A 12,938-nucleotide genomic window follows, 5' to 3' on the forward strand; every position below is an offset into this window, starting at 1 on the left:
CTGATTTAAATTTAATCCACTATAGAACAGGCATGAATTTGTTTGATGGAACAGTAAAAAAGGTCGTCTGAAAACGGTTTCCATTCGTTGAAACGGTATTTTCAGACGACCTTTGCGTTTGGGTAAACGGAGAATGTGTTATGCCAGACCGTTTTGTTGCGCGTCTTGCAGGCGGGCTTCGAAGTTGCTCAGGTTGACGCCTGCTTGTTGTGCGGCAGCGACGACTTCGGCGACGCTTGCGCCGTTTTGCACTTGATGATAGCCCCAGAGCAGGGAGCAGCGGGTGCCGGTGCGGCAGTAGGCGAGGACGGGTTGGGGAACGCTTTTGAGCAGGTTTTGGAAAGCGGCGACATCGGCGGCGTTGATGGTGGGCGCGACGACGGGCTGATGGTGGTGTTCGCGGATGCCTGCGGCTTCAAGCCAGCTTTCGACTTGTTTGAACGTAACTTGGTTTTCTTCTTCGCCGTCGGGGCGGTTGCAGATGACGGTTTGGATACCGAGTTTGGCGGCTTCTTGTACGTCTGCTTCGGTCAGCTGCGGTGCGATATAGAGGTTATCGGCAAGTTTTTGGATAGACATGGGTTTCCTTTCTGTAAGTGGTTTTCAGACGACCTTGATCCGGTATTTGAGGTCGTCTGAAAATTAGGCTCGGTCATTATAAAGCCAGTTTTCAAATAATTTGCGGTCGGTAATGTAGAGGACGGCGGTATCGGCTTCGGCGGCTTGGACGGTGATGTCGGCGACGTACAGGATGCCGGTGCGGAAGTAGTGGAGGCGGGCGGTGTAGCCGATGGGAAGTTGCGCCCACTGTGCGGCAAGGTCGGTGCAGGCGTAGCCGTCGACGGCGATGATTTTGTCCTGCGGGCAGAGGGCGGCGTTTTCCGCGCTGCCGCCGTTGAAGACGTGGGTCAGGGTGGCGTGGTCGCTGTTTTGTTTGAACCTTGCGCCGAAGTCAGATGCGGGGGCGGGCGTTTCGGTTGGTGGTTCGGGCAGGAATGCACCGCCGTGGCTGCGCGGCTGTGCCTGCCATTGCAGTCCGATGCCTATGGTGGCGAGGAGTTCGGCAAGGGGCAGGTCGGCGGTGGAGTAGAGGGTCGTCTGAAAAAAGTCTTCGAGGTCTAGACCGGTAAACGCTTGGCAACGGGCTTGCCATTGTTTTTCGGGGATGCCTTGCCGGGTGTACAGCCAATCGCGGTAGTGTTGCTGCATGACGCTGTCGAGGGTGTGTCGTCCGTTGCTTTTGCTGCGGATGGCGAGGTCGAGGCAGAGGGCGGCGAGTGCGCCTTTTTGGTAGTAGCTGACGATGGCGTTGGGGCTGTTTTCGTCTTGTTTGTAGAATTTGTTCCAAGCAGTGAAGCTGGATTCGGCAAGGCTTTGTTTCAGACGACCTTTGGTTTGCTGCACGCGGGTGATGCTTTGGGCGAGCAGGCGCAGGTAGGCTTCGGGGGAGATGGTGCGGCTTCGGGCGAGGAAGAGGTCGTCGTAGTAGGAGGTGATGCCTTCAAATGCCCAAAGCTGCTCGGTGTAGTTTTCGCGGTCGAGGTCGTAGGGGGCAAAGGCGGCGGGTTTGATAGATTTGACGTTCCAGGCGTGGAAGTATTCGTGTGAGAACAGTCCGAGTAGTTGGGTGTAGGCATCGTTGGCGTCGGTCATGCCGTGCGGCGGCAGGCTGTGGCGGTCGGCGAGCAGGGCGGTGCTGCTGATGTGTTCCAGTCCGCCGTAGATGTTGTCGCCGACGTGGAGCAGGAAGAGGTAATGGGTGAACGGGGCAGGGGAGGGGAACATGGCCAGTTCGGTTTCGCAGATTGTGCGGATGTCTGACACGAGGCGGTCGCGGTCGAAATCGGGGTAGTGGCCGCTCAAGGCGATGCGGTGCGGGATGCCGCCGGCTTCGAAATCGAGAAATTCGATGTTGCCCAGTTCGACAGGGTGGTCGATTAAGTAGTGGTAGGAGGTCGTCTGAAAGCTGTGGATGCCGGTTTGGGGCAGGGTGGTGGCAATCCGCCATGTTTTCGGCAGGATGGGGAATTCGATTTGGTGCGCGCTGTTTTCTTGTCCGTTTACCTGTAAAAACAGACACGCGCCGTCAAAGAACCCGCGTTCGGCAGTCAGAAACGAGCCGCGGACGGACAGGTCGTAGGCGTAAACGGTGTAGTAAATTTCCCACTCGCCGGACTGCGGGGCAGTGCGCCACCGGTTTTTTTTGACTTGGGACAGATGGGTATATTCTCCGTTGCAAAAAGCGCGGATGGTGGTGATGTGGCGGGAAAAATCGCGTATCAGATAGCTGCCGGGAACCCAGTTCGGCAGGCTGATTTCTGTTTCCAAATCATGTTCTTGTCGGAAGGTTAGGCGGATGTGCCACTCATGGGCGAGCGGGTTGGGGGTGATTTTGTAATTAATCATGACTATTGGTTTATTTGTTAATTCTTATGGTTGAAAGGGTGGATTATGCAATTTAATTTATATCAATAAAGTCAAAGTCTCATGCAAAAGGCGGCTAAACTAAAAAGGATGAGTTGAAAAATAAAATAATACTATTGGAGGGGTTTTTAAATAACGTTATGATTATAAGTTAAAAAATATAAAAAATCGATCGTACGGCTATATGGTGGGAAATGTAATTCCGCTTGGCTAGGCTAGTCTTATATGTTAAATTTAGAAAAATTTAAACTTAGCTCTTGTTGCGTTTTTTCAAAATGCATACGGCAAAGTGAGATAAAAAATTTTTATTCCCATAATTCATGGAGACTCTCATGGACACACAAACTTATAACTACAAGGTGGTGCGCCAGTTCGCCATCATGACCGTAGTTTGGGGTATTGTGGGTATGTTGGTCGGCGTCATTGTCGCTGCCCAATTGTTCGCCCCTTCCCTTGATTTATCAGATGTCGGCCCCTGGTTCCACTTCGGCCGCCTGCGTCCGTTGCACACCAACGCGGTAATTTTTGCGTTCGGGGGTTGCGGTCTGATGGGTACATCATACTACGTTGTTCAGCGCACCTGTAATGCACGTCTGTTTGGCGGTTGGTTGCCGGCATTTACCTTCTGGGGCTGGCAGGCAGTTATCGTTGCGGCAATCGTCAGCCTGCCTTTGGGTTATACCCAAGCTAAAGAGTATGCCGAATTGGAATGGCCTATCGACATCCTGATCGCTTTGGTTTGGATTGCTTACGCCATCGTATTCTTCGGTACGATTGCCAAACGTAAAATCAAACATATCTACGTTGCCAACTGGTTCTACGGCGGTTTCATTTTGGCCGTCGCCCTGTTGCACATCGTCAATAACCTGAGCATTCCTGCGGGCTTCATGAAATCCTATCCGGTTTATGCGGGTGCAATCGATGCTATGGTTCAATGGTGGTATGGTCATAATGCCGTAGGTTTCTTCCTGACTGCAGGCTTCTTGGGTATGATGTACTATTTCGTGCCGAAACAAGCAGGTCGTCCGATTTATTCTTACCGCCTGTCCGTCGTCCACTTCTGGGCTTTGATTTTCACCTATATGTGGGCAGGTTCCCACCACTTGCACTATACCGCTCTGCCTGATTGGACTCAGTCCTTGGGTATGGTGTTGTCCCTGATTCTGTTCGCACCCTCTTGGGGCGGTATGATCAACGGTATCATGACCTTGTCCGGCGCATGGGACAAACTGCGTACCGACCCTATCTTGAAATTCTTGATCGTTTCTCTTTCCTTTTACGGTATGTCCACCTTCGAAGGTCCGATGATGTCTATCAAAACCGTCAACGCTTTGAGCCACTACACTGACTGGACTGTCGCACACGTCCATGCCGGCGCATTGGGATGGGTGGGTTTTGTAACGATTGGTTCTGTGTACTACATGATTCCCCGCCTGTTCGGCAAAAATGAAATGTACAGTACCAAATTGGTGGAAGCGCACTTCTGGATCGCGACCATCGGTGTGGTGCTGTATATAGCCGCTATGTGGATTGCCGGTGTATTGCAAGGACTGATGTGGGGTTCTTTGAATGACGACGGTACTTTGACTTACTCTTTCGTAGAGTCAGTGAAGCGTACTATGCCTTACTATATGATTCGTTTTACCGGCGGCCTGCTGTACCTGAGCGGTATGTGCATCATGGCATACAACGTTTACCGTACGGCCATCAGTGGCAAAGCGGTTGACGCCGAGATTCCTGCGGTGTCTCAAACCCAGCACCACTAAAAACATAAGAAAAGGCTACCAAAATGAAATTACAACAATTAGCTGAAGAAAAAGTCGGCGTCCTGATTGTATTTACCCTGCTTGTAGTCAGCGTAGGCCTGTTGGTTGAAGCAGTGCCGCTGTTCTTTACTAAAGCTGTTACCAAGCCTATTGAAGGTGTGAAACCTTATAACGCTTTGCAAGTGGCCGGTCGCGACATCTATATCCGTGAGGGTTGTTACAACTGCCACTCTCAAATGATCCGTCCGTTCCGTGCGGAAACCGAACGTTACGGCCACTACTCCGTTGCCGGCGAGTCTGTTTATGACCATCCGTTCCAATGGGGTTCCAAACGTACCGGTCCGGACTTGGCACGTGTCGGCGGCCGCTATTCCGACGAATGGCACCGCATCCACCTGCTGAATCCGCGCGACGTTGTGCCGGAGTCCAATATGCCCGCTTTCCCATGGCTTGCCCGCAACAAAGTCGATGCCGAAGCAACCGTGGCGCATATGAAAGCCCTGCGTAAAGTCGGTACGCCTTACAGCGACGAAGAGATTGCCAAAGCGCCTGAAGCCTTGGAAAACAAATCGGAGCTGGATGCGGTGATTGCATACCTGCAAGGCTTAGGCTTGGCATTGAAAAACGTAAGGTAACATCATGGACGTAAACTGGGCCCGCTCGCTCTTTACTGTTTGGGTTTTTATCAGCTTTATCTTAGTGCTTTATATCGTTTTCAACCGACGCAATAAAAAGAACTACGATGATGCCGCCAACAGTATTTTCGAAAATGATGATAAAGAGTCGTCTGAAAAAGACGGGCGATAACAGTTTAGTCCGTGATCACGGAGCAAAAGAATGAACACAACATCCCAATTTACCAGCAATTTCTGGAATATATACATTGCAGTCATCGTCGTGCTCAGTTTTATCGGCTTGGCATGGCTGCTGCTTTCCCAAAACGTTGTGAAGCGTCCTAAAAAGGGCGAAGAAGTCAAAACGACAGGTCATCAATGGGACGGTATCGAAGAATATAACAACCCGTTGCCACGCTGGTGGTTTTGGCTGTATGTTTTTGTCTGGCTGTTCGGTATCGGCTATCTGGTCATGTACCCGGGTTTAGGCGATTATAAAGGCCAGTGGAAATGGAGCAGCCGTGGACAATATGATCAGGAAATGGCTAAAGCAGACCAGAAGTACGGCAAAGTTTATGCTAAGTTTGCCAATATGCCGATTGAACAAGTGGCAAAAAATCCTGAAGCACACGCCATCGGTCAAAACCTCTTCAATACCTACTGTATCCAATGTCACGGTTCTGATGCTAAAGGTTCCAAAGGCTTCCCGAATTTGACCGACAACGATTGGTTGTGGGGTGGCGAACCTGAGAAAATCCATGAGACCATTGAAAAAGGCCGTACGGCGACGATGCCGGCATGGGGTCCTGCGTTGGGTGAAGAGCGGGTAAAAGATGTGGCAAACTATGTCATGTCCTTATCCAAATCCAAAGATCAATACGATGAAGAACGTGCCGCACGCGGTAAAGTATTGTTCAGTGGTCCACCGGCAAACTGCTTTACCTGTCACGGCGACAAAGGTCAAGGTATCCAAGGACTGGGTCCGAACCTGACCGACAACGTATGGCTGTGGGGCGGTACTCAAAAATCGATTATAGAAACCATCACCAACGGCCGACACAGTCAAATGCCGGCTTGGGGTCGTTTCTTGGATAAAGACAAACTCCACATCATGACTGCGTATGTATGGGGTCTGTCCAATAAAGACGGCAAAGCGCCCGTGAAAAAAGCCGAAACTGCTCCCGCACCGGCCCCTGCTTCTGCTGCCGCATCATCCGCTGACGTTTCATCTGCGTCCGCACCTGCACAAGCTGAAAAAGCGGCTTCAGCAGCTGATGCAAAAGCGGCCGCTCCTGCCGAAGCCAAGCCGGCAGAAAAAGCAGATGCTTCTTCTGCCAAAGTGGACGGTAAAGCCGTTTTTGAAGCCAACTGTAAAATGTGTCACGGCGGTACCATCCCCGGTGCTCCAGGCATAGGTAAGAAAGACGAGTGGGCTCCGCGTATCAAACAAGGTAAGGATACCCTGCACAAACACGCGCTCGAAGGCTTTAACTCCATGCCTGCCAAAGGCGGTAACACAAGCCTGAGTGATGACGAAGTCAAAGCAGCGGTTGACTATATGGCCAACCAATCCGGCGCTAAATTCTAAACCGTAGAAATTAAAACGCACCTTTTCATAAGGTGCGTTTTTTTATGGTCAAGCCATCTGTTTTCATAGCAATTTAATTTCTGTCTTTATCTTATAGTGGATTAAATTCAAACCAGTACGGCGTTGCCTCGCCTTGCCGTACTATCTGTACTGTTTGCGGCTTCGTCGCTTTGTCCTGATTTAAATTTAATCCACTATAAATGTGTATGAAATACAGGGAACAGCTTATGGTTTGCTATGGGTCGCAAAGTAACTAATGAAACTATTGAGACATATTAGGGATAATGTCCTGCACCCAAAATACAGGATTTTTCTGCCCCTGTCGCATGGTGCGGACTGCTTGGAATTTTATTCATCCAACAGGCCGCAAGCCAGCCGAAGGCAGCGGCTTCGACCCATTGCGGATCAAGATTGAGTGCTGCTGTACTATGTAATTTCGTGGTAGAGGAAAAAAGTTGGTGCAAATCTTCCATTAAAACAGGATTGCGGATACCACCGCCACAAACATAAAGATTGCAAACATCAGGAGCGGCAGAGATGGTTGCATCATAAATCGTTTGGGCAGTAAACCTGAGTAACGTTCGCAAAATGTCTTCCGGTTTTTCACCACCTTTCAGACGACCTTTCAACCAATCCAATGAAAATAATTCACGCCCGGTACTTTTGGGGTATGGGGAGGAAAAATATGGGTGGTCGAGCAGGCGGGTTAGCAGTTCGGGTAAAACGGTTCCTGTTGCCGCAATCAAGCCGTCTTTGTCATAAGGACGTTGCCAAATGGCTTGCATCCATGCGTCAGACAGCATATTGCCCGGGCCGGTATCAAAGCCGAATGCCGGAGAGGAATTTGGTAGGACGCTGATGTTGGAAATACCGCCGATATTCAAAACAACGCGTGTCTCGGAGTCGCTTTGGAACAAGGCTTGATGGAATGCGGGGACAAGAGGGGCGCCTTGTCCGCCTGCCGCTAAATCCCTGCTGCGGAAATCGCCGATGGTAAAGATACCGGTCAGATGTGCCAAAAGCGGTAGATCGGCGAGTTGTATGCTGTATCCTGCTTCGGGGGCATGGCGGACAGTCTGCCCGTGGCAGCCAACGGCGGCAATATCGTGGGCTTGCAGGTTGGTTTGTTTTAGCAGTAAAGAAACCGTATCTGCGTAAAGGCAGCTTAGTTTTTGAGATAGCAGCATACTGAGATGCAGTTCGTTGTTGCCGATATTTTGCAAATCCAGCAATTCATGCCTAAGGTCGTCTGAATAGGGGATGAATACGTGGGAAACGGCTTCCAGCCATCGACTGCCTTCCATGCGGATTAAAACTGCGTCCGTACCGTCCATGCTGGTGCCGGACATAATGCCGATATAGTTTCGGATATTCATAAAATTGTGATTTTGAAGTAGGCAAAAAGAAACATTGTAACGCTGTTTTAGATTTTATTTGGATTCAGTATTGGAGAAGATAAAGAAATATTTCAAGAAAGATTGTAAAAAGGTTACAATTAGGTCGAGATTCCGAATCTGCCAACTTTCGTATTTCCAAAGGAAAACTTCCATGGCTCAAACTCAACCGAGTGCGAACTTGAAGCTTATTAACGCCGCTTTTGCCGCTATGCTGGTGGGCATGGTCGGCTATTTTATTTATTGGGGTCTGGGATATACCCATTACAACAATCCTATACTTTTCATCATTGCCACGATGTTCGGCGTATTTATGGCATTTAATGTCGGTGGCAACGATATTGCCAACTCGTTCGGAACCAGTGTCGGCTCCGGCACGCTGACCATCCCGCAGGCACTCTTGATTGCCGCTGTATTTGAAGTCAGCGGAGCCGTTATAGCGGGTGGCGAGGTTACAGATACCATCCGTAAAGGTATTGTCGATTTGAACGGGTTGGATTTGCAACCCATGCAATTTGTCTTCATTATGATGTCAGCCCTTTTGGCAGCGGCATTATGGCTTTTGTTTGCTTCACGCAAGGGACTGCCGGTATCGACTACCCACGCCATTATCGGCGGTATTGTCGGCAGTGCATTGTGTATGGCGTTTATGCACAAAATTGATGCAGGTACGCTTATCCAATGGGGCAAGCTTGGAGAGATTGCCCTTTCATGGGTACTGTCGCCAATGTTGGGCGGATTGGTTTCCTACCTCGTTTTCTCCCGTATTAAGAAAAATGTATTAGATTACAACGACTGGGCAGAAGGAACGCTTAAAACCATCAAACAGGAAAAGAAAGCATACAAAGAGCAACATCGTCTTTTCTTTGAAGCTCTGAGCGAAGCTGAAAAAGTCGAATACGCTACCAAAGTAGCACACGATGCGCAGATTTACGACGAACCCGATTTCGAACCTTCCGAATTACAGTCTGACTATTATCGCGGGCTGTATGAATTGGATAACCGGAAAAACAATGTCGATTCCTATAAAGCCCTTCATTCCTGGGTTCCCTTTATCGGCTCGATAGGCGGTATGATGATTGCTGCAATGCTGATTTTCAAAGGATTGAACAACTTGCATTTGGGCATGAGCAATGTCAACAGTTTCCTGATTATCTTCATGGTCGGCGCGGCGATTTGGATGGCGACATTCGTATTCGCTAAAAGTCTCAAACGCAAAGACCTTGGCAAATCAACCTTTCAAATGTTTTCTTGGATGCAGGTTTTTACCGCATGCGGCTTTGCATTCAGCCACGGAGCAAATGATATTGCCAATGCCATCGGACCGTTTGCCGCCATTATGGATGCATTGCGTACCAACAGCATTACCGCGCAAAATGCCGTCCCGCCTATCGCTATGTTGACCTTTGGTATCGCATTGATTGTCGGGTTATGGTTTGTCGGTAAAGAGGTTATCAAGACCGTCGGGACCAGTCTGGCGGAAATGCATCCCGCTTCGGGTTTTGCGGCCGAGCTTTCCGCTGCCGCCGTTGTGATGGGTGCATCATTCATGGGGTTGCCTGTATCGAGTACCCATATCCTGGTCGGAGCGGTTTTGGGGATCGGCTTGGTTAACCGCAATGCCAACTGGAAACTGATGAAACCCATCGGTTTGGCATGGGTAATTACCTTGCCCGCAGCCGCAGTTTTGTCTGTGATCTCTTATTTGGTGTTGCAGGCGGTTTTCTAACTGTTTCGAAAGTCGAAAGGTCGTCTGAAAAATAATTAAGTTTTAAACCAGTCTCCAAATATTGGATACTCATAAAAGCTTACTCAGATGCCCTGTACAAGCTGAGTTCTGCGTGCTACAGAACTCAGTTTTTTCAATGTCAAACTACACCGCTCCTGATTGTTGTAATCCATACAATCATCTATTTACTTCATCAATCGTGTTACTTTTTTGGTTCCAACCCAATATTGCGGCAATGCGCCTTTTTCCGTAGTGCCCTTTATGCTGTTCATAGATTTCGGCGATATGTCTATATAAAATACCAACAGAGTAGGAATCATCAAAGCTTCCGATGCCAAGATGAATCCCCATAAAGGCGAGCGCAGCTCGCCGTTTCTGCTCAAGACATAACGCATCACACGGCTCAAAATCAGCCACTTTATGACGGTAACCATCACGGCAAAGACAAAGACGGCAGTGCTGACGTCGAGCAAGATCGACATATCTGGCGCATTAATTATGCCAAACAGCAGAAAATCGCCAAAATGACAGGCAGCGTATAGAAATAATCAGCAGGATTTTTATAGAGCAGACGCAGAATATCCCAGATATCGATAAGAAAAGAATAAAGCATTGAATGACGGGTGGTTCGATAAAAAATAGAAGGCTGGATTTTAGCTGAAAATATAAGATCTAATAAATACAGACGGTGTGATATGAATTGTCGCCACCTGCGAATATCCGCTAGAATACGCGCTTTATGGAAGGTCGTCTGAAAAGGATTCAATATGGCAAAAGCAAAAGGCGGTTTGGGCCGCGGTTTAGATTCCCTGATTTCCAACGGCGTGGACAACAGCAGCAGCGACCGCCTGACTACCGTCGCCATCAACGACATCCAACCCGGCCGTTATCAGGCGCGGGTACAGATGGACGACGAAGCCTTGCAGGAGCTGGCGGATTCGATTAAAGCGCAAGGCGTTATCCAGCCGGTCATCGTGCGCGAACACGGCCTTTCCCAATACGAATTGATTGCCGGCGAACGCCGCTGGCGCGCATCCCAACTCGCCGGACTGACCGAGATTCCGGTCGTCATCAAAACCATCAGCGACGAAACTGCGCTGGCAATGGGTTTGATTGAAAACCTGCAACGCGAAAACTTAAACCCGATTGAAGAAGCGCAAGGTTTGAAACGCCTCGCCGACGAGTTCGGACTGGCTCATGAAACCATCGCCAAGGCAGTCGGCAAAAGCCGCAGTGCCATTTCCAACAGCCTGCGCCTGTTGAGCCTGCCCGAGCCGGTCCAAGAAATGCTCTACCACCGCCATCTTGAAATGGGACACGCTCGCGCCCTGCTGACCCTGCCCGTGGTCGAGCAGCTTGAATTGGCGCAAAAAGCAGTAAAAAACGGTTGGTCGGTGCGCGAAGTCGAACGCCGCAGCCAAATCGCCCATCAAACCAAACAGGAAATCAAAAAAACCATCAGCCCCGATATACGTCGTCTGAACGACGTGTTGACCGAAAGACTGGGCGTTAATGCGGAAGTCAAAACCACCAATCACAAAAAAGGCAAAATCGTCCTCCACTTCGATACGCCGGAAACATTTGAGTATTTACTGAAACAATTGGGCATTGATTATCAGATGTAAATTAGGTTGTGCGGAAAATTTAGAATTAAGGTCATCTGAAAACTTATTCTCCGGTTTTCAGATGACTTTTTTATTGAAATAAAATTACTGGGCAATGGCTGTAATTTAATGTAATTTGTGATATGATTGAAAATTGTAGTGTAGAAGTTGGGAATGTGGTAGGGGTTATTATTTGACAAAGATTAACTATCCCTTGACGTGTATAGGCTTCTTCATTATATTCTAGTATCGCTGCTTGGCCATTTCGTTGTAGCTTCTAAATTTGCATGAATCAGATTTTAGTTTATCAAGTTGTTGTTTTATTAATTATTTCTGCATTAAGTGCTGTTTTTGCAGGTTTGAATGGATTTTGGTCATCTGTCGTAGGCGGGATTTGTTATTTAGTCCCGTCTTCTATTGCAGTTTTACTTTTAAAACTTTCTAAGTGCAACCCTTTGTATCATGGTAAGGTTTTCATTATTGGGGAAGTTTTAAAAGTAGTGCTGTCGCTGGTGATGATGCTTGCCGTATTCATGGTTTGGTATCAGTCTTTAATATTCTTTCCGTTCTTGTTCGGATTGCTCGGTGTCAGTCATTTGGTTTTTTTATTAGTATTGTTGAGAGTGAAGCATTATGGCAGGTGAAACAACAATGACCGCTGCCGACTACATCAAGCACCATTTGCAAAGCTTGACCAGTCTGTCGGATGTTGCCCAAGGACAAGGCCTGAAAAATATTGCCGATTTTTCGTTTATCAATCTTGATGCGATTTTTTTTGCTGTTTTGTTAGGCGTAATCGGAAGTTTTCTGCTTTGGCGTGGCGCTAAGAAAGCAACTGCAGGCGTGCCCGGACGTTTTCAGGCTGCTGTAGAGATTTTGTTTGAGTTTGTGGATAATATGTGCAAGAGCATTATTCACAACGAACAATCACGAAAAGCCGTTGCCCCGTTAGGCTTGACGCTGTTTGTATGGATTTTCCTGATGAATGCCATGGATATGTTGCCGGTAGATTTGCTGCCGTGGCTGTGGCAAAACGCTACCGGTAACCATCATGCATTGTTGCGCATTGTGCCGACTGCGGATTTGAATACCACGTTGGCGTTGGCTATCGGAGTCTTGTTAATTTGTATTTATTACAATATCAAAATCAAAGGTGTTCGTGGTTGGATTCATGAGTTGTTTACTGCCCCGTTCGGCGCCATGCTTGCTCCCGTCAACTTCTTTTTGAATCTGGTCGAATTCCTCTCTAAAACCGTTTCTCATGGGATGCGGTTGTTCGGTAATATGTATGCCGGCGAGCTGGTATTCCTTCTGATTGCTTTACTGGGTGGTGCCTGGGCAACATCTGGAAGCGTTGAAGTGTTGGATCCAGTTCTGTTTGGTTTTCACATTCTTGCCGGATTGGCATGGGCGATTTTCCATATTTTGGTGATTACCCTGCAGGCATTTATCTTTATGGCTTTAGCGTTTGTCTATATCGGACAAGCTCATGATGCCCACTAAATTTTCTAGGTGGTTTTATTTTTGTTTGTAGTTATTTGTAGTTTAACCTTTGTTTTTTTAAGGAGTTTAAAATGGGTTTGATTGCTATTGCATGTGGTTTGATCGTTGCATTGGGTGCATTGGGTGCCTCTATCGGTATCGCAATGGTAGGTTCTAAATATTTAGAATCTTCTGCTCGCCAACCCGAGTTGATTGGCCCTCTGCAAACTAAGTTGTTCCTGATAGCCGGTCTGATTGATGCTGCGTTCCTGATTGGTGTGGCTATTGCACTGTTGTTCGCCTTTGTTAACCCGTTTGCAGGTGCATAATCAAACGG

13 protein-coding genes are annotated in these 12,938 nt (G+C 48.4%); 9 read left to right on the plus strand and 4 right to left on the minus strand.

Features of this window, described 5'->3' with window-relative positions:
* Positions 1 to 138 precede the first annotated feature (138 nt).
* Together HMPREF2907_RS06535 and HMPREF2907_RS06540 are read right to left on the minus strand one after the other, a co-directional pair.
* Positions 139 to 579 (minus strand): TIGR01244 family sulfur transferase, encoded by a 441-nt coding sequence (locus HMPREF2907_RS06535; protein ID WP_070681386.1) that lies wholly within the window; start codon positions 577 to 579, stop codon positions 139 to 141.
* A gap of 63 nt (positions 580 to 642) precedes the next feature.
* A complete protein-coding gene (locus HMPREF2907_RS06540) occupies positions 643 to 2,406 on the minus strand; it encodes a M61 family metallopeptidase (protein ID WP_070681389.1) in 1,764 nt (587 codons plus the stop codon).
* Between the two features lie 350 nt (positions 2,407 to 2,756).
* On the opposite strand from HMPREF2907_RS06540, the gene ccoN reads away from it, so the two are divergent.
* From ccoN to ccoP, 4 genes are read left to right on the plus strand one after another with little or no spacing between them, the layout of a single operon-like run.
* The gene (gene ccoN / locus HMPREF2907_RS06545) at positions 2,757 to 4,190 is read left to right on the plus strand and encodes a cytochrome-c oxidase, cbb3-type subunit I (protein ID WP_199900494.1); all 1,434 of its coding nucleotides are present in this window, start codon (positions 2,757 to 2,759) and stop codon (positions 4,188 to 4,190) included.
* Positions 4,191 to 4,213: 23 nt separating this feature from the next.
* Complete coding sequence (ccoO, locus tag HMPREF2907_RS06550) at positions 4,214 to 4,825, plus strand: cytochrome-c oxidase, cbb3-type subunit II (protein ID WP_070681396.1); 612 nt, start codon at positions 4,214 to 4,216, stop codon at positions 4,823 to 4,825.
* Between the two features lie 4 nt (positions 4,826 to 4,829).
* Entirely contained in the window at positions 4,830 to 4,997 is a 168-nt protein-coding gene (locus HMPREF2907_RS06555) for a cbb3-type cytochrome oxidase subunit 3 (protein WP_070681399.1), read from the plus strand.
* Between the two features lie 30 nt (positions 4,998 to 5,027).
* On the plus strand, positions 5,028 to 6,392 hold the full coding sequence (gene ccoP, locus HMPREF2907_RS06560) for a cytochrome-c oxidase, cbb3-type subunit III (RefSeq protein ID WP_083310694.1): 1,365 nt from the start codon (positions 5,028 to 5,030) through the stop codon (positions 6,390 to 6,392).
* 275 nt (positions 6,393 to 6,667) lie between these two features.
* On the opposite strand, the gene HMPREF2907_RS06565 is transcribed toward ccoP, so the two are convergent.
* Positions 6,668 to 7,768: an anhydro-N-acetylmuramic acid kinase gene (locus tag HMPREF2907_RS06565; protein ID WP_070681402.1), complete on the minus strand. Its 1,101-nt coding sequence runs from the start codon at positions 7,766 to 7,768 to the stop codon at positions 6,668 to 6,670.
* 172 nt (positions 7,769 to 7,940) lie between these two features.
* Here HMPREF2907_RS06565 and HMPREF2907_RS06570 point away from each other — a divergent pair, with 172 nt between their 5' ends.
* Positions 7,941 to 9,515, plus strand: coding sequence for an inorganic phosphate transporter (locus HMPREF2907_RS06570; protein ID WP_070681405.1), 1,575 nt, complete (start codon positions 7,941 to 7,943; stop codon positions 9,513 to 9,515).
* 185 nt (positions 9,516 to 9,700) lie between these two features.
* On the opposite strand, the gene HMPREF2907_RS13555 is transcribed toward HMPREF2907_RS06570, so the two are convergent.
* Positions 9,701 to 9,997, minus strand: a complete 297-nt coding sequence (locus HMPREF2907_RS13555; RefSeq protein ID WP_239650777.1) for a hypothetical protein — start codon at positions 9,995 to 9,997, stop codon at positions 9,701 to 9,703.
* A 285-nt stretch (positions 9,998 to 10,282) separates the two neighbouring features.
* Here HMPREF2907_RS13555 and HMPREF2907_RS06580 point away from each other — a divergent pair, with 285 nt between their 5' ends.
* From HMPREF2907_RS06580 to atpE, 4 genes are all read left to right on the plus strand, one after another.
* Positions 10,283 to 11,140: a ParB/RepB/Spo0J family partition protein gene (locus HMPREF2907_RS06580; protein WP_070681408.1), complete on the plus strand. Its 858-nt coding sequence runs from the start codon at positions 10,283 to 10,285 to the stop codon at positions 11,138 to 11,140.
* Between the two features lie 266 nt (positions 11,141 to 11,406).
* Positions 11,407 to 11,763, plus strand: a complete 357-nt coding sequence (locus tag HMPREF2907_RS11885; RefSeq protein WP_083310695.1) for an ATP synthase subunit I — start codon at positions 11,407 to 11,409, stop codon at positions 11,761 to 11,763.
* Positions 11,753 to 12,622 carry a F0F1 ATP synthase subunit A gene (atpB, locus tag HMPREF2907_RS06585; RefSeq protein ID WP_070681411.1) on the plus strand — a complete coding sequence of 290 codons (870 nt, stop codon included), beginning with the start codon at positions 11,753 to 11,755 and terminating at the stop codon, positions 12,620 to 12,622. Before HMPREF2907_RS11885 ends, atpB begins: the two co-directional genes overlap by 11 nt.
* A gap of 71 nt (positions 12,623 to 12,693) precedes the next feature.
* Positions 12,694 to 12,930 carry a F0F1 ATP synthase subunit C gene (gene atpE / locus HMPREF2907_RS06590; protein WP_002214801.1) on the plus strand — a complete coding sequence of 79 codons (237 nt, stop codon included), beginning with the start codon at positions 12,694 to 12,696 and terminating at the stop codon, positions 12,928 to 12,930.
* The last annotated feature ends 8 nt before the right edge of the window (positions 12,931 to 12,938 follow it).

This window comes from Neisseria sp. HMSC055H02 (genome assembly GCF_001813335.1).
Taxonomy (GTDB): Bacteria; Pseudomonadota; Gammaproteobacteria; order Burkholderiales; family Neisseriaceae; genus Neisseria; species Neisseria sicca_C.